The sequence below is a fragment of the Psychrobacter sp. M4 genome (assembly GCF_055699795.1).
Window position 1 is genome coordinate 2,090,676 of record NZ_CM146740.1, and the last position, 25,998, is coordinate 2,116,673.

At 45.9% G+C, this 25,998-nt stretch carries 18 protein-coding genes; 8 read left to right on the forward strand and 10 right to left on the reverse strand.

Translation table 11 applies throughout. The features are described 5' to 3' along the window. Positions 1 to 21 precede the first annotated feature (21 nt). From ACR63N_RS08540 to ACR63N_RS08550, 3 genes are read right to left on the reverse strand one after another with little or no spacing between them, the layout of a single operon-like run. Positions 22 to 291: an MmoB/DmpM family protein gene (locus ACR63N_RS08540; protein ID WP_367104266.1), complete on the reverse strand. Its 270-nt coding sequence runs from the start codon at positions 289 to 291 to the stop codon at positions 22 to 24. A 53-nt stretch (positions 292 to 344) separates the two neighbouring features. After that, positions 345 to 1,355 (reverse strand): aromatic/alkene monooxygenase hydroxylase subunit beta, encoded by a 1,011-nt coding sequence (locus tag ACR63N_RS08545; RefSeq protein WP_472781854.1) that lies wholly within the window; start codon positions 1,353 to 1,355, stop codon positions 345 to 347. Between the two features lie 50 nt (positions 1,356 to 1,405). Then, positions 1,406 to 1,705: a phenol hydroxylase subunit gene (locus ACR63N_RS08550; protein WP_472781855.1), complete on the reverse strand. Its 300-nt coding sequence runs from the start codon at positions 1,703 to 1,705 to the stop codon at positions 1,406 to 1,408. Between the two features lie 409 nt (positions 1,706 to 2,114). Between ACR63N_RS08550 and ACR63N_RS08555 the strand changes: the two genes are divergently transcribed. After that, entirely contained in the window at positions 2,115 to 3,935 is a 1,821-nt protein-coding gene (locus ACR63N_RS08555) for a sigma 54-interacting transcriptional regulator (RefSeq protein WP_367110149.1), read from the forward strand. A 43-nt stretch (positions 3,936 to 3,978) separates the two neighbouring features. On the opposite strand, the gene ACR63N_RS08560 is transcribed toward ACR63N_RS08555, so the two are convergent. The 5 genes from ACR63N_RS08560 to ACR63N_RS08580 form a co-directional block, all read right to left on the reverse strand. After that, a complete protein-coding gene (locus ACR63N_RS08560) occupies positions 3,979 to 5,664 on the reverse strand; it encodes an AMP-binding protein (RefSeq protein WP_472781856.1) in 1,686 nt (561 codons plus the stop codon). A gap of 232 nt (positions 5,665 to 5,896) precedes the next feature. Further along, on the reverse strand, positions 5,897 to 6,955 hold the full coding sequence (locus tag ACR63N_RS08565; protein WP_472781857.1) for a CaiB/BaiF CoA transferase family protein: 1,059 nt from the start codon (positions 6,953 to 6,955) through the stop codon (positions 5,897 to 5,899). Further along, on the reverse strand, positions 6,948 to 9,140 hold the full coding sequence (locus tag ACR63N_RS08570; protein WP_472781858.1) for a 3-hydroxyacyl-CoA dehydrogenase NAD-binding domain-containing protein: 2,193 nt from the start codon (positions 9,138 to 9,140) through the stop codon (positions 6,948 to 6,950). The genes ACR63N_RS08565 and ACR63N_RS08570 overlap by 8 nt, the downstream gene beginning before the upstream one ends. A gap of 206 nt (positions 9,141 to 9,346) precedes the next feature. Next, on the reverse strand, positions 9,347 to 10,555 hold the full coding sequence (locus tag ACR63N_RS08575; RefSeq protein ID WP_367104259.1) for an acetyl-CoA C-acetyltransferase: 1,209 nt from the start codon (positions 10,553 to 10,555) through the stop codon (positions 9,347 to 9,349). 189 nt (positions 10,556 to 10,744) lie between these two features. Next, on the reverse strand, positions 10,745 to 11,896 hold the full coding sequence (locus ACR63N_RS08580) for an acyl-CoA dehydrogenase family protein (protein ID WP_367109167.1): 1,152 nt from the start codon (positions 11,894 to 11,896) through the stop codon (positions 10,745 to 10,747). A 281-nt stretch (positions 11,897 to 12,177) separates the two neighbouring features. On the opposite strand from ACR63N_RS08580, the gene ACR63N_RS08585 reads away from it, so the two are divergent. Continuing rightward, positions 12,178 to 12,807, forward strand: a complete 630-nt coding sequence (locus tag ACR63N_RS08585; RefSeq protein WP_367104257.1) for a TetR/AcrR family transcriptional regulator — start codon at positions 12,178 to 12,180, stop codon at positions 12,805 to 12,807. A gap of 107 nt (positions 12,808 to 12,914) precedes the next feature. Further along, a complete protein-coding gene (locus ACR63N_RS08590) occupies positions 12,915 to 14,045 on the forward strand; it encodes an ArsO family NAD(P)H-dependent flavin-containing monooxygenase (RefSeq protein ID WP_367104256.1) in 1,131 nt (376 codons plus the stop codon). 88 nt (positions 14,046 to 14,133) lie between these two features. On the opposite strand, the gene ACR63N_RS08595 is transcribed toward ACR63N_RS08590, so the two are convergent. Both ACR63N_RS08595 and ACR63N_RS08600 read right to left on the reverse strand, forming a co-directional pair. Beyond that, positions 14,134 to 16,617 carry a penicillin acylase family protein gene (locus tag ACR63N_RS08595; protein WP_472781859.1) on the reverse strand — a complete coding sequence of 828 codons (2,484 nt, stop codon included), beginning with the start codon at positions 16,615 to 16,617 and terminating at the stop codon, positions 14,134 to 14,136. 392 nt (positions 16,618 to 17,009) lie between these two features. Next, positions 17,010 to 17,456 carry a hypothetical protein gene (locus ACR63N_RS08600; protein ID WP_367109163.1) on the reverse strand — a complete coding sequence of 149 codons (447 nt, stop codon included), beginning with the start codon at positions 17,454 to 17,456 and terminating at the stop codon, positions 17,010 to 17,012. A gap of 259 nt (positions 17,457 to 17,715) precedes the next feature. On the opposite strand from ACR63N_RS08600, the gene ACR63N_RS08605 reads away from it, so the two are divergent. The 5 genes from ACR63N_RS08605 to ACR63N_RS08625 all read left to right on the forward strand — a co-directional run bounded on the left by ACR63N_RS08605 (position 17,716) and on the right by ACR63N_RS08625 (position 25,997). Next, positions 17,716 to 18,417 (forward strand): response regulator transcription factor, encoded by a 702-nt coding sequence (locus ACR63N_RS08605; protein WP_367109162.1) that lies wholly within the window; start codon positions 17,716 to 17,718, stop codon positions 18,415 to 18,417. Between the two features lie 190 nt (positions 18,418 to 18,607). After that, on the forward strand, positions 18,608 to 20,074 hold the full coding sequence (locus ACR63N_RS08610; protein WP_472781860.1) for a sensor histidine kinase: 1,467 nt from the start codon (positions 18,608 to 18,610) through the stop codon (positions 20,072 to 20,074). Between the two features lie 287 nt (positions 20,075 to 20,361). Beyond that, entirely contained in the window at positions 20,362 to 22,563 is a 2,202-nt protein-coding gene (locus ACR63N_RS08615; RefSeq protein ID WP_472781861.1) for an FAD-dependent oxidoreductase, read from the forward strand. Between the two features lie 330 nt (positions 22,564 to 22,893). Beyond that, the gene (locus ACR63N_RS08620; protein WP_472781862.1) at positions 22,894 to 24,201 is read left to right on the forward strand and encodes an ABC transporter substrate-binding protein; all 1,308 of its coding nucleotides are present in this window, start codon (positions 22,894 to 22,896) and stop codon (positions 24,199 to 24,201) included. Next, the gene (locus tag ACR63N_RS08625) at positions 24,198 to 25,997 is read left to right on the forward strand and encodes an ABC transporter permease (protein WP_472781863.1); all 1,800 of its coding nucleotides are present in this window, start codon (positions 24,198 to 24,200) and stop codon (positions 25,995 to 25,997) included. The genes ACR63N_RS08620 and ACR63N_RS08625 overlap by 4 nt, the downstream gene beginning before the upstream one ends. The last annotated feature ends 1 nt before the right edge of the window (position 25,998 follow it).

Below are 25,998 nucleotides of genomic sequence, written 5' to 3' on the forward strand. Positions count from 1 at the left end.
AGTGGCAACTAACTACTGCGGCTACTTTTGCCAGCTTAACGTCAAAGCTTCTTCTTCCTCTTCGACATTACCGCCAAGCGTCACCAGACTTAATTGCAGCTCTTGGATATCCCACTCGCGGCCAAGTTTTTCTTCAACCGTTGCGCGGTTAACCACCAGTTTGTCCTCGCACTCCATACGAATCATCGCCGGCTGGTAGGTGACGGTCACCTCTGGATTGTCCTCTTCAACGGCTTGAACAATATAACGCGACATATCATTGTCTTGTAACGCCAGATAGACTTTTGACATAAGCTTCTTCCCTGCAAGTTAATTTAATGGATAACGCTAAATTTTTAGTACAATTAAGCCGCACTTGGTACGCTTAGACCTGTCGTTTTACAGCGTTTTGCCAATTGTCCTTGAATATCGTCTAGTACCATTAGCGTCTGCTCGCTATCAAACATTTTCTCGATCAAGGGCCGATAAGCGGTCACTACTTTTTCTTGCCATTTATCTAGCCAATGTTGGCACTGCGCTTTATTATCGTCGCTCTCGCTAACCACCGTCTTGATAACGCTATTGCTCCAGCCCGTTAAGTCTTTAAAGCACTCCTGCATAAACTCGGTCAGCATAGCGACATCACGGCCGCCGTTTTCGACCAGCCAGTTATCTAGGTGCTGGTAATGAACCACATGGATAAAGGTATCCATCACTAACGACTGCGCAATAAACAGCTCAAACCAATCCTTTATGACTAAAGTGTGCTCGCAAAGGGCGCGAATACCTTGCCATGCCTCATCATCCATCCAGTACCCTTTCGCTTCGGCTAGCGAGTCACTAGAGTTGCCATCGATAAGTAGTCCAATCCGCGATAAATACTGCGCCATACCCAGTCTATCCATGCCCGCATAGAGACATGCTTGGGTGATAGCCGTACCATAACCGTAAGCGGCGCCGTACATAAAGTTTAGATTAGCTGTTTGCTCAACATGGCGCAGAGGCAAGAGACTAAACGTCACCGCTTCTACGACGTCTTCGTTTAGGTTTTCTACTAAGTCCCGTTTTTCAAAAAACTTATAATTACCCTCAGCAGTATCTTGCAGGCGCGCGCGGTTTTGTACATAAGCGCCATAGTAGAACTGACGCGGATCTTTTAGGTCATACCAATCCTCCATCTGAATGACCGTATAATTCTTATCATTCAAGGTTTTGTCAGGATTCCATAGCGGACGGTAATGGAAGTTTGCCGTTGCTTGCGCGTCGTAAGTCGCTTCTTGGTAGCGCGTAGCGGGCTTGTCGCCAAAGCGCCGCTCAATGTTGGCATAGGTGTGGCGCAGAGGCTCAAGGTTTGAGGTTTTGATCTCTAAAGACATACTTGTTCTCCTTAACAAAGGTATGATAATAGTGAATTAATATAGAAGTTTTAGTCATTAGACGCGCCAGAGTGATTATCACCTACCAAAGTAGACTCTACGCCATAACGCCATTTATCCTCTTCTTCGTCATTAAAAGTCATCTGTTCAGCGTTCATATGAATAACATTGTTGTTAGCGCAAAATGCTTTAAAACTTGCGGGTGGCAATACCAACTCGACAAAGAGGCTGGAGTCGCCAATAGCAAAATCAAACATAACAAATTCGGCATCAGGGGCACTGCGCACCCGAACATATTTAGGCAAATCATCAAAAGAAGGGAGATTATTTGAGGTATTGTCGGGATTCATCCTAAACTCCTTGTCTGGCATCCTGCCATCGCTAAAACCATTTGATACAATAAGAATTAACTTACTATCTTAGTAATATTTATATTTCTCAATATAACACCTACAATTTACATGCCAATTCTATAAATTTTATAATAAGTTATTGATTCTAAAAGTATTAATATAGAAAAATTGAAAATAATGTCCATTACAAGATTGTTTAAAGCTATGATGTTTTCATCATTTGCTTAACTTTTCCATCAGTTTCATGAAATGATGAAATTGTTCTATTTTTTAGAGAGTTTTCTAGGCAACTATTGAGCATCAGACAATTGCGCGATGTAAGTTTATATGTGATGATAAATAAACATCCAACATTCGAAATCAAAGGATTGATGTCTCCCAGCCACATGCAAGGATTGCATCTGATATGCCTAAGTATTTTTACGTGAATAATGAGTACTTTAAACTTTCCAATTTCCTAAACCCTACTATAGCGGCAAGTGGAAAGCTTTTATCTGAGTCGGTAAAAAAAGATACCGCTGCTAGCGCAGAGATTGAGTTCTCCAAAAGTATTGAAGACTTATTGAGCCATTTAGAGTTTGACGTCCATTCTGGCAAGATTTGGTTTGGTGGCCAGCGCATGGTACTGAGTCATGCTCATGCACTATGGAAACTACGTGAAGAATTAAGTTTGAATCTTGGTGGTGAGATTACCCAGCGTTTGTTTTTTCGCTACGGTTATTTTGCAGGATTAGAAGATGCTGAGATCAGTAAAAAACTGCGTCCCGGTGGTAGCTGGAAAGAAGGGTTTTTATCAGGACCGCAGCTACACACCATTCGCGGTATGGTAAAAGTTGTCCCCGATCAGATGATTGTAGACTTTGATAGTGGGGAGTTTTTTGCAAGTTTTGATTGGTACAACTCAGTTGAGGTGGCTTATCATAAGAAGTTTCATGGCCTCTCAGACACGCCGGTTTGTTTTAGCTCACTTGGCTATGCTAGTGGTTATACCAGCTACTTTTTTGGGCGTCAAATCGCTTTTAAAGAGGTGCAATGCGCCGCTATGGGCTACGATCATTGCCGTATCGAAGGCAGGCCAATTGAAGAATGGGACGAGGATACGGATTTACAAAAATTCTTCAATGCTGAGCGACTCAATACCGAATTATTTGAGCGCCGTAGTCATTTTGATGAGCTTAAAAGACAAAACTCTAACACGCGCCTAAAGCCTGAAGGCTTTTTTTCCGCAATTGGCGAGTCACCTTCTTTTAAGACCGCGACGGCATTGATGAGAAAGGTCGCCAAAACCAAAGCGACCGTGCTGCTACAAGGCGAGACAGGCGTTGGTAAAGAGGTGTTTGCTACCGCGCTACATGAAGCCAGCGACCGTAGCGCTAATCCTTTTATCGCTATAAACTGCGCCAGTATTCCTAACGATCTGATAGAGTCTGAGCTGTTCGGAGTTGAAAAAGGCGCTTTTACTGGCGCGACCCAATCTAGAAAAGGCAAAATTGAGGCAGCAAGCTCTGGTACGTTATTTTTAGATGAAGTGGTTGAGCTCTCGCCTCGTGCGCAAGCGGCATTACTGCGCGTATTACAAGAAGGTGTGCTCAATCATGTCGGTGGTTATAACAATATTTCAGTCGATATCAGAGTCATTGTAGCAACCAATGAAGATTTGCAAATTGCCGTGCAGCAAGGCAAGTTTCGCCAAGATTTATACTATCGTTTAAGCACTTTCCCTATTCACATACCACCACTCAGAGAGCGCAAACAAGATATATTGTTATTAGCAAAGTTCTTTTTGCAAAAGTATACGGCGATGTATAACAAAAACATTCAGGGCTTTACTGATAAGGCTCGTGAATACCTAAACTTGTACACTTGGCCGGGTAATGTGCGTGAGATTCAAAACGTTATCGAGCGCGCCGTTATTCTCAATGACAATCACAACCTTATTGATACCGATGATTTGTTGTTATCCAATATTCAAGAACGCTACAGCCCAAGTGGTCAAAAGCTTAAAATCTCTGCTACCAGTGGTAATTTACATATCGCCGATGATAGTCGCTTCAATGAAGCGCTTGAAACCTTATTCCATGACGGTTTTGATTTAGAGGGTTTCAACGATAAACTTATTCATGCCGCGTTAAATCAATGTGAGGGTAATGTCTCTAAGGCGGCGCGCTTATTAAATATCAGCCGCGCTAAGCTTGATTATCGCCTTAGTAAATCTGGTCAAAAGTGACCACCTAACTGGGTAGCTGGAATATTTACTTTTAGTCTATGCCCTAAGCCTTATTAGCCGCCGCCCTCAGCTCATGACGCAGTATCTTACCCACCGTGGATTTGGGCAGCTCAGCTATAAATTCAATATGACGCGGGCATTTATAACCGGCTAGATTGTCTTTGCACAGCGCTTTGATCTCGCTCTCATCTAAACTGTTATCCGCCTTGACGATATAGGCTTTGACCGACTGACCTTGTAGTTCATCGTCGACGCCGACCACCGAGCATTCTGCTACTTTTGGATGGGTTTCAATAACGTTTTCTACTTCATTCGGATAAACGTTAAAGCCGCTGACAATCAGCATGTCTTTTTTGCGGTCATATATCTTGATATAACCCTGCTCATCCATAGAGGCGATATCGCCGGTTTTTAGGTAGCCGTCAGCGGTGAAGAATTTGGCGTTATCGATGTTATGATAGTTTTTAATAACGTTATCACCTTTGATGCACATCTCGCCAATCTCGCCCAATGCAAGCGCTTCGCCGTCATCATCGCGGATGCTGATATCTATGCCCGGGAGCGGTAAACCAACATTGCCGCTATACTGCGCGCTATCAAAGCGATTGGCCGTCCCTACTCCAATGGTCTCAGACATACCCCAGCCCTCAACGATAGGCAACCCTGTGGTCTCAATCCAGCGCTTCGCGGTCTCAGGGGTGGCCGCCATACCGCCGACTGCGGTCAGCTTAGTATCTGAAAAATCCACCTTTTTAAAGTCAGGATGCATCAGTAGCGCTTGGAACAAAGTATTGACGGCAGGGAAAATATGAAAAGGCTGCTTGGCTAGTATTTTAACCAAGCTTGCGATATCACGTGGATTAGTCACCAAAGTGAAGTGCTGACCGACGCTTACTCCTACTATCGAGCAAGTAAAAGCATAGATATGATAAAGTGGCAGCGCAATGATAGTATTGACTTGGGTGCCCTCAGGTATATCATCATAAATAGGCTGGAACCACTCGGCCATTTTATAAGTCCCCGCCATAAGGTTATGATTGGTAATCAAAATACCCTTGGCAACACCGGTCGTACCGCCTGTATATTGCAGCATCAACAAATCATCGCTATGCACCACAGGGCGTGAATAACTTATATTTTGCGCTTGCTTTAATAGCGCTTTAAAGCTAATAACTTTATAGCCATCGTTTGATTTTAGATGATAACTGGGAATGGCTTTTTTGACATGTTTGGTAGCGATATCGACTAAAGCCCCTTTTGCCGTACCAAGCATATCGCCAATTTTACTGATGACAATGGCTTTAACCGGGGTCTCTTCAACGATTTTTGCTAAGGTAGCACAAAACGGCTCTAGGATAAATAAAGCGGCGGCGTTTGAATCGACAAGTTGATGCTTAAGCTCGCGCGCGCTGTATAAAGGATTGATTAAAGTCAGCACCATGCCTGCCCGCACGGCTCCAATGACGATAGGCAGATACTGGTTGACATTGGGCATCATTACCGCAACGACTGCGCCCTTTGCCAGTCCTAGGCTTTGTAGCCAAGCGGCGATGTTTTGTGATATCTTATCGACCTTATCATAACTATAAGTGGCATCCATATTGGTAGAGAAAGCCTCTGTAGCGTATCTGCCAAACTTATCATCGAGCATATCAATAAGGGTTTTATGCGGCGGGGTGACCTCAGTGCTCACGTTTTCAGGGTAATTTTTTGTCCAAAATTTATCCATAATTTACCGTCCTTGGTATAGTTAAAGTAATTTAAAAACGATACCGTGACCCCACTCTCAACTATACTAAAATTATTGGCGTAGCTGGGTTTTTAACCCAGCATTTGGTTGTTGTATAGTTCTAAAGCTGGGCTAAAAGCACCAGCCTACAATAGTTCATAATAAGTTAAAAGTCAGGCATATCGTGACAAAAAAGTATCAGTTTCTAAGTATTAGTTTCTAGGGTATGGCCTCATGTCTCGATTTGTTGCCATCCCAATGTGGCGTCATGCTCGTCCTGATGCGCGAACAAGGGATGGGCTTTGGCCTCCGCTAAGCTTAGCACAGGGGTGACGCAAACATCTACTGACGCAAAGAGGTTTTGCCAATGCGTAAGATTTTGACTGGCGAATTTATCAGCAACGGTTTGCATAGCTTCTTGACTGTCTGGCGTGTGAGGCATGATACCAAGTTGCCAATGTACCTTTTTAAGCTCTGGTAGCTCTAATACTGCACACAGACCTTGCCAGAATTTTAGCTCCAAAGAGCCCACTGCTATATAACGATCGTCAGCCGTTTGATATAACCGATAACAAGGCAGGGCCCCGCCTAAAAAGTCTTGCTGCGGTGCAGGACTTTTACCTGCGAAGCTTGCAACTAGCTTACCTGTAACCTTAGGCATGATCATATGATTGTATAAACTGTGAGTCATACTGATTGCAATGTGACGACCTCTGCTAGTACGCTCGGCGGCGAACACAGCTGCAAGTATGGCAATCACCGCAGTATCACTACCACCTGCTAAGTCCGCAAACTGAATATTGGGCATGGCTTGCTCGCCCTCAGCGGTTCTTAACTGATCGAGCATCCCACTCATCGCCATAAAATTGATATCGTGACCGGCTTTATGTGCCCAGTCGTGATCTACGTTGCCATTCGTTAGTCCATAACCGGTAATCGAGACCATAACCAGCTTTGGATTAAGCGCGCGCAAGGTCTTAGCATCAAGTCCCATGCCAGCGAGCACACCAGGGCGAAAACTATCTAACATGACGTCAGCATTTTTAAGATGGGCTTTAATCGCCTCAATGCCTTTGGGGTCACGAAAATCATGTTTCTCTATAGTCTTACCGTGATTTAGAGCTGTAAACAAGTCTCCTACCGCTCTAGCAGGGTCGCCATTTTTAGGTTCAATCTTGATAATCTCAGCGCCCAAGTCAGCAAGCAGTCGCGTAGCAAAAGGTCCGGGCAGATTACGGGTCAAATCAACGACTCGTAACCCTTGTAAGCAATCAGCCATCGAGTCATGCATCAGAGAAGACCTCGCCTTTTTCTGCCATATCGAGCACGATTTTCGCCGGTTTAAAGCGCTCGCCATATTGTTCTGCTAGCTCATAACTACGCTCAATGAACTTATCCAAACCCATGGAGTTGATAAACTGCAAGGTGCCGCCCTGCTGCGGCGCAAACCCCCAGCCAAAGATAGAGCCGATATTGGTATCGGCAACAGAGCGCACCACGTTTTCCTCATAGCATTTGGCCGACTCATTGGCTTGGATAAACATCAAGCGGTCGATTAAATCCTGCTGCGGTGGCTGCTCAGCTTTTGGCGGGTACAAATCAATAAGCTTGGGCCATAGGTATTTATCACCGTCCTCGGGATACTCATAAAAGCCTTTGCCGTTCTTTTTGCCTTCGCGATTATACTTTTTGACCAGTGTTTTTAGGGTCTCATAAGAGGGGCGCACCACGACTGGTTTACCCTCGCTTTGCATATCGAGCTGTTGCTGCTCGCTGACATGTAAAGCCAAACTTAGTGACACCTCATCTTGCAGCGCCAGTGGCGGCATGGGCATACCGGTTTTTAGTCCAGCCACTTCGATGCTACGCGGATGTATGCCTTCGCCGAGCATGGCAATACCTTCGCTCACATAAGTACCAAATACGCGTGAGGTATAAAAACCGCGACTATCATTGACTACGATAGGCGTTTTACCGATTTGCACGACATAATCAAAAGCTTTGGCTAAAGTTTCGTCATCGGTTTGCTCGCCCATGATGATCTCAACCAAGGGCATTTTATCAACGGGTGAGAAAAAGTGCAGCCCGATAAACTGCTTGGGACGCGCGCTGGCTTTAGCAAGACCCGTTATCGGCAAGGTTGACGTGTTAGAAGCATAAACGGCGCTCTTAGGAATAATTGCTTCAGACTGCTCGGTACATTTCGCTTTAATCTCACGGTTCTCGAACACCGCTTCGATGACAAGGTCGCAATCAGCTAAGTCCTTATAAGAGGTTGTAGGCTGGATACGATTAAGCAACGCTTGCTTTTTGTCTTCACTCGAACGCTTACGACTAATGGCTTTATCCAAAATCTTAGCCGAGTAGCTTTTGCCTTTTTCAGCGCCTTCGATGTCAGTATCAAGTAGTACGACGTCTATACCCGCTTTAGCGCTGACATAAGCGATGCCTGATCCCATCATGCCCGCGCCTAAAACACCCACCTTTTTGGTGCGCGTGCGCTCAAAGCCATCAGGACGCGATTGACCTTTTTTAATGCTATTAAGCTGTGTCCACAAGGTATTGATCATATTTCTGGACTCGCTTGAGAGCACGCAAGCGGCAAAGTAGCGTGATTCAAGCTCAAGACCGGTGTCAATATCTACAATGCAGCCTTCAAATACACAGGACATAATATAAGTAATAGCCGGATAATTGCCGTGTGATTTCTGATTCGCCATGGCAGGCGCGATGGAGAACATTTGCACCACTTTGGGATGATTGCTGTCACCGCCGGGAATTTTAAAGCCTTTTTTGTCCCATGGCTGCTGAGCATCAGGATTGGCTTTTATCCACGCCTTAGCCTGCGCTAACATATCATCATTATCAGTAGCCGTCGCATCTATAAGACCGATATCTTTGGCTGCAGCCGGACGTAGCTCTTTACCTTGGGTCATGAGCTCAAGCGCGGTTTGGATGCCAATCAAGCGCGGCAAACGCTGAGTACCACCGCCGCCTGGAAGCAAGCCGAGTTTCACCTCCGGCAGTCCCAGTTTAGTTTTAGGTGAATCAATCGCTATACGATAATGACAGGCTAGAGCCAGCTCCAAGCCGCCGCCAAGCGCCGTTCCAGTCATAGCGGCGACTACAGGTTTGCCCGAGGTTTCAAGTTTACGTAAGCTGGCTTTTAACTCTTCGACTAAGTCAAAAACTTGTTCAGCAGTTTCAAGACTAGCTAATTGATCGATATCAGCGCCAACTACGAAAGTCTCTTTGCCGGAGGTTAAAATTAAACCTTTGGCGTTATCATCGCTGATAAAGCTATCAACCAAAGTAGCAAAAGATTCGGTAAAGCCATCGCCAATGACATTCATTTTGCGGCCGCTTTGGTCAATACTAACGGTAACGATGCCATCATTATCACGCTTAGCTGAGAAGTTTTCTAACTTATTAATAGTGCTTATACTGTCTTTATTGCTGTCTTGTGAATTATCCATGATCGTTTCCCTACATCATCCTTTAATTATCATTTTGCTTTCTATTTATAGTCAGTCCGAAATAAAATAGGTACGTTGATATTAACCTGTTACTGGGATGGATTTTGCGCAGCCTCTGTCAGCGTAGACACAGCACGCAAGTAAAGTTCATCCCAGTAACACTGTATCCGTTTTAAAGTGAATCGACTATATAAACGCTAAATAATTTATACCCGCTCAATAATAGTCGCAATGCCCATACCGCCGCCCACACATAAAGTAATCATGGCGGTTTTTAGATCGCGACGCTCTAGCTCATCAAGTACCGTAGTCATGAGCATTGCGCCAGTAGCGCCTAGCGGATGCCCCATAGCGATAGCGCCGCCATTGACATTGACGATATCAAGTGAGATGCCTAAATCATCAGCAGTATTTAGCGGTATCGCAGCAAAAGCTTCGTTAATCTCCCACAAATCAATATCCGCCGCTTGCATACCGGCCTTGACTAGGGCTTTTCGGCAAGCAGGAGTTGGTCCGGTGAGCATAATAGAAGGCTCTGAGCCGATAACCGCTGCCATAGTTAGCTTGGCACGCGGTTTGAGCCCCGCTTTTTTGCCCGCAGCAGCGCTACCGACTAGGCAGAGGGCAGCACCGTCAACGATACCTGATGAATTGCCCGCGTGATGGACATGATTGACTTTTTCGATAGTGGTATATCGATCTAATATCACGCTATCAAAGCCCATTTTACCAGACATAGCAAAAGAAGGATTAAGACCAGCTAAAGTCTCAACATCGGTATTAGGGCGAATGGTTTCGTCTTTATCGAGCAGTAGCATGCCGTTGATATCAGTCACTGGCACCACTGATTTATCATAATAGCCATTCTCCCAAGCAGTAGCGGCCCTTTGATGCGACTCGCTAGCGAACGCATCAACATCTTGGCGACTAAAGCCTTTGAGCGTCGCTATAGTATCCGCGCCAACCCCCTGCGGTACAAAATGCGTGGCTTCATTGACGCGCGGGTCCATGTACCACGCGCCGCCGTCCGAGCCCATTGGTACGCGGCTCATGCTCTCAACCCCGCCTGCGACGACCATCTCCTCCATACCTGACATGACTTTGGCGGCAGCAAGATTGATAGACTCCAGCCCTGAGGCGCAAAAGCGCGATAACGTCAAACCCGCTACGCTCTCAGCCCAGCCCGCATCAATAACCGCGATACGTGCAATATCCGAGCCTTGCTCGCCAATAGGCGTTACGCAGCCGAGAACCACATCATCGACTAGGCTGGTATCTAAATGGTGACGCTGCTGCATCGCTTTTAACAAGGTACGAGTCAGCCAAGTCGGCGACGCTTGATATAAGGAGCCGTCTTTTTTGCCTTTGCCGCGCGGAGTACGAATCGCATCATAAATATAAGCAGTCTCAGTCATAAAAATCCCTTTTTTCTTTTTTAAAAAATAATATAGTTTTTAATAAATAATAGTGATTGAGTTTGCATGTGGCTGGTAAAATTTTTCTTGCTTGCTGTGCCTTCGCAGACAGAGGCTGCAAAAAATTTCTACCAGCCACTCTATTTCCTTTTTCAATTAAAACCTACTATACCTCTTATAAAAAGCAGATTACATATAACGCGAGGCCAGCTCTTTCATAATCTCATTGGTGCCGCCGTAGATCTTTTGCACGCGCGCGTCAGCATACAATCGAGCAATCGGATACTCCATCATATAGCCATAACCGCCGAATAACTGCACGCACTCATCCATCACGATGCACTGCTTTTCGGTGACCCAGTATTTAATTAAGGCGGCGTGCTGTACGGTTAACTCCTTTTTGAGGAGTGCTTCGATAGCTGCGTCACACAGCGCGCTTGAGGCGATGTAGTGGGTATTACATTCAGCAAGTTTAAAACGGGTGTTTTGAAAGCTCCAGATAGAGGTGCCAAAGGCGGTGCGCTCTTTGGTATATTCAATGGTCAGATCCAGCGCTAATTTCATCGCCCCAATCCCAGCGATAGCTACGATGAGACGCTCTTGTGGCAACTCCTGCATCAACTGAGCAAAGCCTAAGCCTTCAACCGTGCCGAGTAGATTCGCTTGCGGCACGCGCATATTGTTAAAGAATAGCTCAGAGGTATCCTGCGCCGCCATACCTAGTTTTTTGAGCTTTTTACCACGCTCAAAGCCCGGCGCTTTGTCGGTCTCGACAACGATTAACGAGACGCCTTTTGCGCCAGCGCTACGATCGGTTTTACAGGCGACAATAATAAGGTTGGCCAGTTGGCCATTAGTGATGAATGTTTTTGAGCCGTTGATAATATAGTCATCACCGTCTTTGGTCGCGTAAGTTTTGATATTTTGTAGATCTGAGCCCGTACCCGGTTCCGTCATGGCGATAGCACCGATCAGCTCGCCGCTTGCCATCTTGGGTAGCCACTCTTGTTTTTGCGCTTCTGTACCGTGATGCAAAATATAAGGCGCAACAATACCCGAGTGCAAAAACCCACCAAAGCCTGATTGGTTGGCTTCCATTTGCGCATAGACCAGCGCCGTTTCATGGCGAAAATCACCGCCAGCGCCGCCGTACTCTTCTGGCATGGAGGCACATAAGAAACCCATCTGGCCCGCCTCTAACCACGCTTCACGATCAAGCATACCGCTGTCGCGCCACTTCTCGTCATGCTCGTCCCAGCTTTTGAACATCTTTAGCGCACTCTCGTGCAGCATCTCAATCTCTTCATCCATCCATGTCGGTTTAAAGCGTTCGATAGCCATTGATTCTTCCTTGATATAATTAAATAGTTTGACAGTAAAAAATATTATCGATTAAAAATCTATTAACTATAGTAATATAGATTACCCTAGTTAATAATATTTATAATATGTACCATACTTCTATAACTATAAATCTATGATAAAAGTTATAAAACCCATACTAGGAGATTAAAATAGCCTTGGCAATAACTTAATAAACAATGGTAATTTTAATTACTGTTTATCAAACACCTTAGCGTCATAAATAATAATCACCATTAATATCAAATAGTGACAATACAATGAACCACTCTATTTCGTCTCAGCCCCTCTCCTCCCAGCCTTTAGCCCCTCTATCTACTATGCGTCCTGCTACGCTAGACAAGATTGAAAAAGCAGTGCGCAAACTATTTGCAGGGTTTGATGCTAATGAGGTGACCATGGCGCAGATTGCTAAAACGGCCAATGTCTCCCTACAAACGCTGTATAAATACTTTGGCGACAAACAAACGCTGTTTTATACCATTATGGATCGCGTGCTAGGACGCTTGGCGGCGCGGATGATGGATCATCTGCAAGGTATCGATAGCGTTGAGGAGCGTCTGCGCAAAACCTTATGGGTCTGCTTTGATTTTGTAGATTCGCATCCTGACGCGGTTATGGTGCTATCCTCAATATCACTATCGCGCTTTCGTAATATTGCTATTTATGAAAATGAGGAGCTGATCGGTGCTTTTTTGAATGTCTTAGAGGATGGACAACAGCGCGGGGTACTTGACGATACGGTGCCGCTTTACATCCTGTTTGATGTGTTTATGGGCTTTGTCAGCCGGTTAGGAGTAATGCATATTATGCGCCAAACCCAAAAGCCGATAAATGCAGATTTCGATGAGCTATTTGCTATTTTATGGCGAGCGATGGCAAGACCTTAATAGCGCTAATTGGTTTAGATTTAGCCAGTTAAAGTTATTACTTGATAAACTGACAGATTACTCTTATTAAAGCTATAGCGACTTATTGCATAAAGAGAGTTAAAACCATGACGTCATCTACTACTTCAGCTAAAACAGCAGCCACCAAAATATTCGATGTGATCGTAATCGGCGGTGGTCAAGCGGGCTTAGCGGTAGGTTACTATTTGAGACGCGCGAAGGTCGACTTTATTATCCTAGATAATCAGGAGCGAAGTGGCGGCGCGTGGCAGCATTTTTGGCCGTCATTACAGCTTTTCTCGCCTGCTTGGATGAGCTCCTTGCCGGGGAGAATGATGCCAAAGTCCAAAGAAAGTATGACCCCGCATCGAGATGAGGTGCTTTACTATTTTGCCGATTATGAGCAGCACTATAAGCTGCCTGTTTATCGTCCATATAAGGTGCAAAGCGTTGAGCGCGATGAGGACAATGACTGCCTGCGCGTTAGTGATGATCGCTACACTTGGCTGGCTAAAGCAGTAGTGAGCGCTACGGGCGCGTGGAGCAACGAATATATTCCAGATATGGCAGGGCGACAAGATTATCTCGGTGATCAGCACCATTCTGCTTATTATAAAGGTCCTGAATCCTACCAAGATAAGCGCGTGTTGGTGGTTGGCGGCGGTAATTCGGGAGCGCAGATTTTTGCTGAATTGGTGCCAGTTGCCGATGCCAGCTGGGTGACACGTAAGCCGCCAAAGTTTTTACCCGATGATGTTGATGGTCGTGCTTTATTTGAAAGAGCTACGGCGCGTATTAGGGGCAATAAAAACATCGATAACAGTAACAATGCCGCACCTGTTGAGGGCAATATCGTTATGATGCCAGCCATCAAAAAAGTACGTGATAAAGGGTTATTAAAAACGCGGCCGATGTTTACGCGCTTGACCAAGCATGGCGTCGTCTGGCCCGATGGCCGTGAGGAGCCAATAGACGCTATTATTTGGTGTACTGGCTTTGAGCCTGAGCTTAAACATTTAGCGCCTTTAGGGGTCATAGAAAAGGACGGCACTATACTAAACGAGCAAGGACAAGCTATCAAAGAGCCACGGCTGTGGGTGTTTGGCTATGGCAATTGGGCAAGTCCAGCTTCCGCGACTATCATAGGCGCTGGACGTAGCGCGCGAGAAAACATGCCAGCTTTGCTAGAGTTTTTACGTGCCGAGACTAAAGATGAGGTAAAAAAAGCCACACTGTAAAGTATGGCTTAAGTGGCAACATATAAGATAGCTTTAGTTAAGTCACTGTAAAATCAGTACAGTGTAGTGCTGCTGGAATTAAAACCACTTACTCTCGTAGCTCAATCACCTCACCGACTGCTTGCTCGCTAATCTCGTTAGCGCTAAAAGGCAGACGAATCCAGTTTTTATCCGAATAGCGGCGTGTTTGATCACGGTGATAAGGACGCGTGCTATCAGCAGACTGCGAGTAAGCAAGCAAAGCCTCTGCTATAGGGCCATTATTATCAAAAGTAACGGTTTGCATATAAGTGGGGCCATTATTGATAATATACTCCCCATCATCATTAGGGCCAGGTCCTCTTGCCACGTTAAAGATACCTTCGCGGCCAAGCCCGCCGTGCATAGCAATGCGCTCATTGTTATTACCAGCATCAAGCACGTATTGAACGCTACCTAAAGGCGCATCAAGAGCGATATTTTTATCTTGAAAATAAGTAATAGCATCGCCTAACGCGGTTCGAGTGGTGGCATTGATAATTAAATCGCGAGGCGTATTAATAGGGTCGGCTTCATCAAAAGGCACATTGAACACGGTCATGGTAGCATCGTCAAAAGGAACGCGCTCCCAAAACTCTCTAAACACATGCGCGCCTTTACTGTCCACATTATCGCGGCGATCCCAATTACTCAAAACAGTACAAGCTTGGGTCGCATCGACGTTGCTACCACTAGAAACTGGTAACATCGGATTGGCTGTACAGTCAGCAAGCACATCGTCAAGCACCAATTCAGCGGCATAACTGCGGTTGCCATAAACCACCTCTTGTAAGTTATCTAAATCAAAGGTATTGCCGCCCAAATCATCTGAATTATCAAGTCGATCAAATATTTGGATAAAGGCCATGCGCGTACGCAAAGACAATGGCACAGCCTCAGGGCTATCCGTTCCCGGAAATGGCGTTAGACGCCGACTTAGTAGCGGTGAGAATCCTGTTAAGCGCTGCTCAAGGTTACTTAGCCAATAGCTATCGTTGGAGTTGAGCGCATAATCATCACGAATCAAGTAAGGCAAGTTGGAGCCGCCGAAGATGCCCATTTGCGGTGAATCATCGTCATTACCCCATTCACAATCAGCGGTAGCGCCATTTAATGCCGGGACGCCTTGAGCGATTAATGCGCCAAGGAACGGGCCAGCATTGGCACTACAATCATTAAGCTTCTCTGCTGTGACGTGAGGCACGGTTGAGATATCAGCATAAAGCGCCTTACCATAACGATCGGTGGCGATGGTATTGACAAAGCCAAGCCCGAGCGTGTCCTGCATTCTATCTACTAAATCCTCTACACTGCTGGCTTTATTCATACTGCGCCATTGGTTCAGTGCGCGCGGATTTTCAGACGCCGCATCGCGAATGGTATAGGCCAGATTATTAGCGCCCCAAGCCGGCAGCGCCTCATTAACAAAGTTGGCGGCAAGCATAGGACCGAAATGTGACAGATAGATAGGTTGAACTAACGTCTGATCATCTGGCAGCTGAATAGTGACATCGACCGCTTCGATATCGCGCTGCTCAAAGACACCGTCGCTATTTTCAAAGTTATACTTCATTGGATCGCCGTTGACCAAATTCAGCTGATAAAAAGTGAAGCGCTTAGCGGTAGAGACCGTATGACTCCAAGCGACGTCTTTATTAAAGCCAATGTTTGGAAATGGCTGACCTTGCTGGCCGGCGCCCATCACATCAAGCTCGCCTGGCATAGTCAGATGAAACTCATAAAAGCGCTGCACGCCGTTCCATGGCTCGTGAGGATTACCGTATAAGATACCGCTGCTGGTGCCTGTTACTTCGCTGCCTAGCGCATAAGCGTTACTACCGCCCTCCAGCACGTTTATAGTGTCCATATCAAAATCAGATTCTGCTTCTGAATCTGACTCTAAGCCTGCCTCTGGTTCAACTGTAACCATTCTACTGCTGCCCATTACCCCGTTTTGGGCCGGAGGCGCAGCAGCAGCAATGGGAGCGACAAAGTTGGATAAGCCGCCGCGCAGATTAGCCTTACCATAAACGGCTAATAGATCATCAATATCAATCTCGCGCACCCAGTCCATGCCAGCACAGTCAGGATCGATATTGTCGACTCCGGTATCACGCAAATAGCGGCTATATCCTGCAGCGTAGCCTGTGACCGCATCAATAACTTCTTCATCTTGCGCGGCTAAAAAGTTAGCGCGGCGCTCAGGAGAGTTGTACCAAGTATAAAAAACATCACTAGCAACATCGCCACTCTCGCCTAAGTACAGCATACTTTGACCACTGGCGACTACGATCTCGCGTGCCAGCGAGCAGATATTATCCTCAGCAAAAGCATAACCCACACCGTAGCCGAGACCTTTATAGTCATCTGCGGTGATGTGCGGTATGCCAAACTGGGTACGCTGAATGTCAGCTGAATAGGTCGCCGCAGGAGTGACCGGTTCGATACGGGTAAAACTATCATCGCTGTCTGAGCAGCTGGATAATGCAAAGGAGACGGCTATCGCCAGTAGCGTCAAGGTAGGCGTACGGTAATGAAGAACATGCATACTCATAATAGTTACCATCCATGGTTAATTGGTCTTATCTAAAGCTGCAACATCGTTGTCGTTACCGCTTTAAATCGTCAATAAATTCCTTTTATTACCAATGCTTAAGCAGCATCTTTATTCATCATATAATAGTATTTGTTCTCTTTACTAGTAAATTAATGAATTTCTTTAGCATAAGTTAACTGTAATCTAGTTAGATGACTAAAATGATTGTTAGAATTTTGACTGTAGGTGGTCATACAAGGTTTTAACAAACAAAAACTCCCCATAAATTCTAGTAACTTATGGGGAGTTTTTGTTTTATAAAGGACAGCTTGATACTTGCTAACGCGCTATTTATTTGACTTAAAACTTATCAACTTTTATCAAATATCAAGCTGTGACATCTATACTTTTTACTGGCTGATACGCTGACCTTGATTTTGCGGCAAGCTTTGATTTTGGTTTATGTGTTGACCTTGATCCTGATATTTACCTTTTCTCATCTCTTTGCCATGGCTTTTTCGCTTGGCTTGTCTCTCGACTTTTAATCTTGCCAACTCGTTACGCTGCTCAGCGGTCAATACCTGCATTATTGCTTCACGTTTTTGCATGCGATCGCCGCTATTGTTTTGTTTAATGGCTTGTATTTGCGCTTGTTGCGCGGCAGTTAGATTCAACTGAGCAAATGGACCGCGCATACGGCCGTCTTTCATACTACCTTTATGCATCTTGCCTTGGTACTGCTTTTGCATTTGGGTCGTTGGCGGCTGTGTATCGGTATTGGCGCCCACACTGGTACAAGCGGTTACGGCAAACACACTTGAGAGGGCAAGAATTGAACTCGTTAATAGTTTTTTCATGGTGTTACTCTTTATCTGATTGAAGGGATATTAAAAGAATGAAGCGTTATTTTATCTTGCAAGTAGCTTATTTTTACCCTATAGGCAACGGTTATTAAGCGCCTGTGCCTAGCATACTTGCTGTTGATAGGACTTATCTTACGCCAGACAAAGGTTGCAAACCTTTATGAAGTATTAAGAAAAGTAACGTTTATAGCGCATCGATAGGGGTTTACTTGATAATATGTCTAGCAAATGATGGCGGTAAAAGGATATAGCTATGCCAAAGATACTATTAGGTGACGACGACGAAGAGCTGACCGGGCTGCTACAAGAATATCTCGGCAATCACGACGTTGAATGCGACTGCGTCCACGACGGCGAGGCGGTCATTGAGCGGTTAAAAGCGATGAATAATGAGTCAGCTTATGATTTATTGGTGCTCGATATCATGATGCCTAAAATGGACGGCTTAAGTGTGCTGCGGCAACTGCCTAGTATCAGTAAAATACCGGTTATTATGCTTACGGCAAAAGGTGATGAGATCGACCGTATTATTGGCCTAGAGCTTGGCGCGGATGATTATATTACCAAGCCTTGCAATCCGCGCGAGCTGCTCGCGCGCATCAACGCGGTGATTAAACGTACCCAAAATATAGCCCTGCATTTATCGGCTTCAGAAGCCATCACTACCCTGCCTGAGAGTCGACTCCATCTTGATCAAACCCAGCGTTTGTGCCAAATAGACGGTGTCGAGCTGCAAGTCACCGGCACCGAGTTTGACTTACTGCTTGAGCTATTAAAACACAAAGGTGAGGTGGTCAATAAAGAGCAGTTATCCCAAAACGTTTTGCAGCGGGAATTACAGCCTTTTGATCGCAGTCTTGATGTGCATGTCTCACGTCTACGCAAAAAACTCCAACCTTTTCATAGTGAGCCAATAAAAGCGGTGCGCGGTAAAGGCTATCAGCTGGTTTTATAAAGCGTTTAAACAACTTGAATCACGTCTTATAGTTGATACTAAATTGAATGAACGCACTAGATTATAACGCGAGACTGGAACAAATGTTGCGCAGCCTCTGTCAGCGTAGACACAGCACGCAAGTAAAATTTGTTCCAGTCTCACTGTATCTCTTTTATATTGACCTGATTATATCAACAAAAGAGTTAAGATGAAAAAACCTCTATTCGAACAGCGTCTGACCCTATTTTGGCGGCTGTTTTTAAGCCTGATATTGACGATTTTGTTTACCGCCGTCTCCTCGGTACTGGTTGAGCGCTGGTTAAATGAGCGAGAGCTAAATGCGCGGATGGCAGCGCAAATTGAACGTCTATCCAACAAGCGGGAGCAATTGGTCGTCGCCTTAGAAAAAGGCGACTTATCCACTGTCAGGCAGCTATACGAGCAAGATCGCCGCTTTATGACGCAGATCACCATCTATGATGAGCAAGGCGCTATTCTTTTCCCCCGCTACGGCCGTATGCAGCGGCACAGACAGCGCGCGCAAGTCTTGATGCAACCTAAATCTATACTCAGTGATGTTGATGGCAATACTAATCGCAACCCTGACATTAGCAACGCTAGCGTCGATAGCGATAATCGCCCTGAGATGGCAGATATCCTAGTTACCTTGCCAGAGGGGCAAACGCTGACTTTACAAACCCATCCGCAGCTGCGTTTTGCTGAGGTGGTAGAATTGCAACGCGGCAATGTTATCGTGCGCCTGATCTTAATTATTTTGTTTAGCATCTTGGTTTGCTTTTGGCTCAGTCGCACCATGATTCGGCGCATTCGTCAGGTGCAAAATACAGTGCGGCAAATGATTGAGGGGAATTATCAAACGGGCGCCGATATCAGTAAGCTGGGTTCTGATGAGCTGGGACTACTGGCAAAAGACGTGGCGCAATTGTCCACGCGCCTTGTCGATAGTGAACTTGCGCGCAAACAGATGTTAAGCGACATCTCCCATGAGCTGCGCTCGCCGCTGGCGCGTCTTGAGGTGGCGACCGAGCTGACCCGCGACTTTGCCCCGCAGGCTGAGCGCTATCTAGACCGTATCGATAAAGAGTCTAAGCGTATGAATGAGCTGACCCAGCAAATCATTCATATTCAGTCCTTGCAAATGCAGCAGTACACCACTGATGATTCAGAAAAACAGCGTGTCAATATGGCGCAAATTATCAGCGAGATTGAACAAGATGTCTGTTTTGAGTTTCAAAATAAAAACGTACACTGGCAGTGGCAAGCGCCTACGGATAAAGAAACTTGGACCGTTCTTGGCAATCAAGAGCAGCTGCACAGTGCGCTTGAGAACGTTATTCGTAACGCCTTTATCCATACGCCTGCAAACTCACAGGTGACAGTCAGTATGGTCAAAACCAAAACCCCTACCGGTCGGCAAGCGCTACAAATTAGTATCTTAGATGAGGGCAGCGGCGTAGCTGAGGCGGATTTGCAGCGCATCTTTCAACCCTTTGTACGTCTTGATGTCGCACGCCAGCGCCAAACAGGAGGTTATGGTTTAGGACTGGCTATTGCCCATGCGGTAGTGCTGGCGCATCAGGGTCAAATTCATGCCTATAATCGAGAAGACGGCATTCAAGGTCTAGTGATACAGATTGTTTTGCCTATCTTATAACCAATCTGTTACCCTCTTTTATAACTCAATTCGTTAGTATAGCTGGTAGTATAGAATAATAAATCCTGCTATCTAAACAAAGTCATTTTATAAGCGTCATTACTCTAAAACCTCGATTAGGTGCAGCTATACGCCTTCAAGCACTCATTATCATCGCATTATTATTACATTGTCATCACCTTGTTATCAGCGCAACTATTACTCTACCTATAACTTTTCAAACAGATAGACTCATTGGCGCTTTAGTTAGATATAATCTCTGCCCGACTGGGTTTTTCGGATATTTTATGAATAAAAAAATAATACTAATAATTGCTGTAATAGCCTTAATCATCAGTTTTTTTTACTTTGATTTGAACGACTTATTGACCCTTGAAGGCTTAAAAGGCTCGATGGCCCAGTTTGATGAGTATAAGGCCGAGTCGCCGCTATTAGTAATTGGTGGTTTTTTCTTAATTTACGTCTTAGTTACCGCGTTATCCCTACCCGGTGCGGCGATTTTAACCTTGGCGGCCGGGGCGTTGTTTGGCTTGGTGCAAGGTTTGCTAATTGCCTCGTTTGCCTCCAGTATTGGTGCGACGCTAGCGTTTTTGACCTCGCGCTATTTGCTCAGAGATACCATCAAACAGCGTTTCCCTGAGCGTCTTGAATCGATTGATAAAGGGGTAAAAAAAGAAGGCGCGTTTTATTTATTTACCTTGCGATTGGTACCGCTATTTCCCTTTTTTATCATTAATCTCTTGATGGGCCTGACCGCGATTAAGACGTGGACATTTTACTGGGTCAGCCAAGTCGGTATGCTCGCTGGCACCTTTGTCTACGTCAATGCTGGTACCCAGCTGGCGCAAATCGATAGCTTGTCAGGGATTTTATCTTTTGATTTGATTGTCTCTTTTGCTCTGCTAGGATTTTTCCCATTAATAGCCAAATGGATTTTAAATATGTTTAAAAAACGCCGCGTCTATAAAAACTACACTAAACCCAAAAAATTCGACCGTAATATGATTGTTATCGGTGCGGGCGCTGGCGGCTTAGTCACCAGCTATATCGCCGCCACGGTAAAAGCCAAAGTGACGCTAATCGAAGCCGGAGAAATGGGCGGCGACTGCCTAAACTACGGCTGCGTGCCTAGTAAGGCCTTGATTAAAAGCGCCAAAGTCGCCGAGCATATGCGCCATGCTAAGCGCTACGGCCTTGATAACACCGAGCCACAATTTGACTTTAACAACGTTATGACCCGAATCCATAAAATCATCGCTGACATTGCCCCAAACGATAGCGTCGAGCGCTACACCAATCTAGGCGTTGAGGTATTAAAAGGTTATGCCAAGATTATTGACCCATGGACGGTGGAGGTGGCATTGAACGATGGCGGCGTGCAGAGGCTCACCACACGTACCATTGTCCTTGCTACCGGCGCGCGTCCGGTGGTTCCAGACTTACCGGGACTTGAAGAGACGGGTTACGTGACCAACGATACTATGTGGGAGAAGTTCGCCCAACTTGAGGCGTTGCCCCAAAAAATGGTAGTGCTCGGCGGCGGCCCTATCGGTACCGAATTGGCGCAGGCCTTTGCTCGTTTAGGCTCGAATGTGACTCAGATTGAACGCGGCGCGCGACTGATAAAAAGAGAGGATATCGAGGTTTCAGAATTTGCTGAGCAAGTGCTAACCGAGAGCGGCGTCAATATTTTAACCTCCCACCAAGCCATACGCTGTGAAGTTCGTGCAGGTAAAAATTATCTCATTGTTGAACCCATAAATCATGCAGACGCGCAAGATAAGCAAAGCAAACAGGGAGATAAACAGCAAGAAATCGCTATCGAATACGACGAGCTGATTTGCGCGGTTGGCCGTAACGCGCGCCTTGAAGGTTATGGTCTGGAAGATTTGGGTATTGACACCAAAAACAAAACCATCGATACCGATGACTATCTAGAAACCCTCTACCCCAATATTTATGCCGCAGGCGATGTAGTTGGCCCTTACCAGTTTACTCATGTAGCCTCCCATCAGGCTTGGTATGCAGCGGTCAACGCGCTGTTTGGCCATTTAAAGAAATTCAAAGTCGATTACCGCGTCATTCCATGGACGACTTTTATTGATCCAGAGATTGCGCGCGTGGGGTTAAATGAGCAAGACGCTATCGCTAAAGGCATTGATTTTGAAGTGACCCGCTACGACTTTAAAGACTTAGACCGCGCAGTGACGGAAAGCGCCAACTATGGTTTTATTAAAGTCATCACCCCAAAAGGCAAAGATAAAATACTTGGCGTTACCATCGTTGCCGAAAATGCTGGGGAGTTTATGAGCGAATTTATCCTTGCCATGAAACACGGTTTAGGGCTTAATAAAATCCTTGGCACCATCCATATGTATCCAACGTGGGCGGAGGGTAATAAATACGCTGCGGGCGACTGGAAACGCAATCACGCGCCTGAGAAGCTGTTGGAATGGGTGGAAAAATATCATACGTGGCGTCGGGGTTAATAATTATAAGTTTAAAAAATTTAGTTAATACAAACAATCCTTATCATTAATAAATTCAACGATAATAAACTTAATTTGGCGTAGGCTGGGTTTTTAACCCAGCATTATAACTTTGCAGAATTTCATGAGAACTCTATTTAAATACCCTGCTCTTAACTTAATATGAATCATCGTAGGTTGATGTGGAGCTTGCGATACCCAATAATTTGAGCTTTAAATACATAATAAAATTGTGTTTTCAGTCAAGCATTGAACCATTTGTAAAGTCGCTGCTGGGTTAAAAACCCAGCCTACAACAGCTTGAAATCTATAGCTATAACGGAAACTTAAATGCACGTCATAAAGCTTATACCCACGCTAAAAACCCTAACCCGCTATAGCAGCTACGCCATAGCGCTTGGACTTTGCGCAGGTATTTCAGCCAGTACTGCATCTACACTTGAAGTAACCGATGCTAAAGATCAATCCTATACGCCGCAGTGGCAACAGATAGAAAGCTTGGGCAAAAACCAAGACGTCTACTTCCATGCTTGGGGCGGCGACCCGCAAATTAACGCCTACCTTCAGTGGGCCGCTAGTGAGGTCGATGACAAATACAATATCAATCTGGTCCACGTTAAACTCAGCGATACCAGCGAAGCGGTCAGTCGCGTCCTCGCTGAAAAATCCGCCAATAATAACAACCAAGGTAGCGTTGATTTGATTTGGATTAATGGGGCCAACTTTGCCACCATGAGTGAAAACTCACTACTACTCAAAGACTGGGCAAGTAACCTGCCTAACTTTGCCCTCACCGATCCTGAAAATAATCCAGCGGTTACCCTTGATTTTGGCATTCCTACCGAAGGCATGGAAGCGCCTTGGGGACAGGCATCACTGACCTTTTATTATGATAGCTTAGCACTTGAGAATCCGCCCCAAACCTTAAATGAGCTAGCAAACTGGACAAAGGATAACCCCGGGCGCTTTAGCTATCCAAAGCCGCCAGACTTTTTGGGTATGAGCTTTTTAAAGTACGCTTTAGTGATGCTACATAGACAAAACGATGCGGCAAACGGCACTAATATCAGCGCCCAGCTGAACGAGCCTGCGACCAAGCAAAATACCGCGCAAGTTTTAGATCCGCTATGGGACTTCTTAGATGAGCTGCACCCCAGCCTTTGGCGCGGCGGCAAACAGTTTTTGCAAAGCGGGGCGCAAATGCGCCGTTTGGTTGATGATACTGAGCTGAGCCTTGCTTTTACTTTTTCAGGCCCTGAGGTGCCAGCAGCGGTGCAGCGTTATGACTTACCGCCCAGTATTCGCAGCTACGCGATGCATGATGGCAGCTTGAGTAATACCCATTTTGTCGCTATTCCCTATAACGCTAGTCACCCCAAGGCGGCGCAGTTAGTGGCAAACTTTTTACTCAGCCCCGAGGCCCAAGCACGAAAGCAGGAGCCATCGATTTGGGGTGACAAAACCGTCCTTGTGCAGTCGATGCTTACCCCCGAGCAGCAAGCGCTATTTAAAACCAATAAACCGCACCCAAGCGCCCTGCCTTTTGATGCGATTCAACGCACGGTCAGCGAGCCGCATCCGAGCTGGGTCGATGCCATTATGCAAGGTTGGCAGGCGCGCTATGGGGTTAGCGAATGAGTCAAACTAGCGGCGATGATAAAACCCCTAAAAAAAATAGCAGCACTGTAACGACTAAAGCTGATACCCAAACCAGTGCTACGGCAATTCCTTATAAAAGGGATTTGTTTACGCAGCTAACCACGCTGAGCCCGAAGTTTTTATTACTGCTACTGATATTGCCCGTACTCGGTGGTCTGATAAGTGTGCTCCTGCCCGCCTTTGGCTGGATACCAGCTATTGGACAAACGACGATTGGCCTACAAGGCTTTGAGGCGCTGTGGCAAACGCCCGGTCTTATGCAAATGGTTGCCTTAAGCACTGCTACCGGACTTATCAGCACCTTGCTCGCTTTTATACTGGCACTGATGATATTGGCGGCGTTTTTTAATAGCGCCTGGCTGACCCGTATCGAGCGTTTACTGAGCCCTATTTTGGTCATTCCGCACGCGGCAGCGGCGATTGCGGTAGGTTTTTTGATTGCGCCCTCGGGTATGGTGGCGCGGCTGATATCGCCGTGGCTTAGCGGTTGGGAGCTGGCGCCGCAAGGCATATTGCCGCACGACCCTTATGGCATCAGTATTATTTTGGGACTGGTGCTAAAAGAGCTACCGTTTTTATTACTTATGGCACTGGGCATCCTTGCGCAGCCGGAGCTGGGTAAAAAGCTACGCCAGCAGTATAAAGTCGCGCTGAATTTAGGTTATTATCCCATCACTGCCTTTTTTAAAGCGGTGTTTCCTCTTCTTTATCCGCTATTGCGTCTGCCTATCTTGGCGGTACTCGCTTATGCTAGCGCCAGTGTGGAGATGCCGCTAATATTGGGGCCAAACACCCCGCCTACCCTTGCCGTCACTATCATGCAGTGGTTTAATGATATCGATTTAAACTTGCGTATCAAGGCCTCGGCCGGCGCGGTATTACAACTATTATTAACCGGCGCTTTAATTGCATTATGGCTGGGTGGCGAAAAAGCTATCAAAGCATTCTTTACAGACTCATTGACCAATGGTAAACGTCAATATCTTGACAGCGTTTGGCAAAAAGTCACCGTTGCTCTAACGACTTTTATCATAGGCTTTATAGCACTCGCGTTGATTGGTCTCGTTCTTTGGTCAGTAGCTGGTTATTGGCGCTTCCCCGCTGCACTGCCCGAGCAGCTGGTATTACTCCATTTTCAAAGCGCCTTTAGCCAAATGAGCACGCCGTTATTTAATACCATCGCGCTGGGTGTTGTCTCTACCTTCGTTGCGATTATACTAACTTTGCTGTGTTTGGAAGCGGAGCAATTAAGCCATAAATCTATTTCAAACTTCACCAGTTTTATTATTTACCTGCCGCTTTTGGTGCCTAGCATCGCCTTTTTATTTGGCCTTGTCTGGTTGCAACAATGGGTCAATAATCAAGCAGCTTTCTTTAACGTAGCCTTTACTCATTTGTTATTTGTACTGCCCTATGTATTCTTGTCACTTGCCAGCAGTTATCGGCGTTTAGATGGGCGCTTTGCCAATGTCGCTGCCAGCCTTGGAGCGCCACCTTTGAAAGTATTTTTACAAGTGAAATTACCACAGCTTTTTGCACCGATTTTGATTGCCATCGCTTTAGGATTGGCGGTAAGCTTTGGGCAATACCTGCCGACCTTACTAGCGGGCGGCGGGCGTATTGCTACCATCACTACCGAAGCGGTCACCTTGGCGAATGGTGCCAGCCGCCGGACCAGTGCCGTCTACGCCCTGATTCAAATGGCAATGCCACTGGTTGGATTTATACTGGCATGGATGCTACCAAAGTACTTTTTTCGCAGTGGTAGGCGTTAAG

Bases quoted from the DNA above. Each gene is read 5' to 3' on its own strand.
- ACR63N_RS08540 (WP_367104266.1), bottom strand. From the start codon at position 291: ATGTCAAAAGTCTATCTGGCGTTACAAGACAATGATATGTCGCGTTAT.
- ACR63N_RS08545 (WP_472781854.1), bottom strand. From the start codon at position 1,355: ATGTCTTTAGAGATCAAAACCTCAAACCTTGAGCCTCTGCGCCACACC.
- ACR63N_RS08550 (WP_472781855.1), bottom strand. From the start codon at position 1,705: ATGAATCCCGACAATACCTCAAATAATCTCCCTTCTTTTGATGATTTG.
- ACR63N_RS08555 (WP_367110149.1), top strand. From the start codon at position 2,115: ATGCCTAAGTATTTTTACGTGAATAATGAGTACTTTAAACTTTCCAAT.
- ACR63N_RS08560 (WP_472781856.1), bottom strand. From the start codon at position 5,664: ATGGATAAATTTTGGACAAAAAATTACCCTGAAAACGTGAGCACTGAG.
- ACR63N_RS08565 (WP_472781857.1), bottom strand. From the start codon at position 6,955: ATGCATGACTCGATGGCTGATTGCTTACAAGGGTTACGAGTCGTTGAT.
- ACR63N_RS08570 (WP_472781858.1), bottom strand. From the start codon at position 9,140: ATGGATAATTCACAAGACAGCAATAAAGACAGTATAAGCACTATTAAT.
- ACR63N_RS08575 (WP_367104259.1), bottom strand. From the start codon at position 10,555: ATGACTGAGACTGCTTATATTTATGATGCGATTCGTACTCCGCGCGGC.
- ACR63N_RS08580 (WP_367109167.1), bottom strand. From the start codon at position 11,896: ATGGCTATCGAACGCTTTAAACCGACATGGATGGATGAAGAGATTGAG.
- ACR63N_RS08585 (WP_367104257.1), top strand. From the start codon at position 12,178: ATGAACCACTCTATTTCGTCTCAGCCCCTCTCCTCCCAGCCTTTAGCC.
- ACR63N_RS08590 (WP_367104256.1), top strand. From the start codon at position 12,915: ATGACGTCATCTACTACTTCAGCTAAAACAGCAGCCACCAAAATATTC.
- ACR63N_RS08595 (WP_472781859.1), bottom strand. From the start codon at position 16,617: ATGAGTATGCATGTTCTTCATTACCGTACGCCTACCTTGACGCTACTG.
- ACR63N_RS08600 (WP_367109163.1), bottom strand. From the start codon at position 17,456: ATGAAAAAACTATTAACGAGTTCAATTCTTGCCCTCTCAAGTGTGTTT.
- ACR63N_RS08605 (WP_367109162.1), top strand. From the start codon at position 17,716: ATGCCAAAGATACTATTAGGTGACGACGACGAAGAGCTGACCGGGCTG.
- ACR63N_RS08610 (WP_472781860.1), top strand. From the start codon at position 18,608: ATGAAAAAACCTCTATTCGAACAGCGTCTGACCCTATTTTGGCGGCTG.
- ACR63N_RS08615 (WP_472781861.1), top strand. From the start codon at position 20,362: ATGAATAAAAAAATAATACTAATAATTGCTGTAATAGCCTTAATCATC.
- ACR63N_RS08620 (WP_472781862.1), top strand. From the start codon at position 22,894: ATGCACGTCATAAAGCTTATACCCACGCTAAAAACCCTAACCCGCTAT.
- ACR63N_RS08625 (WP_472781863.1), top strand. From the start codon at position 24,198: ATGAGTCAAACTAGCGGCGATGATAAAACCCCTAAAAAAAATAGCAGC.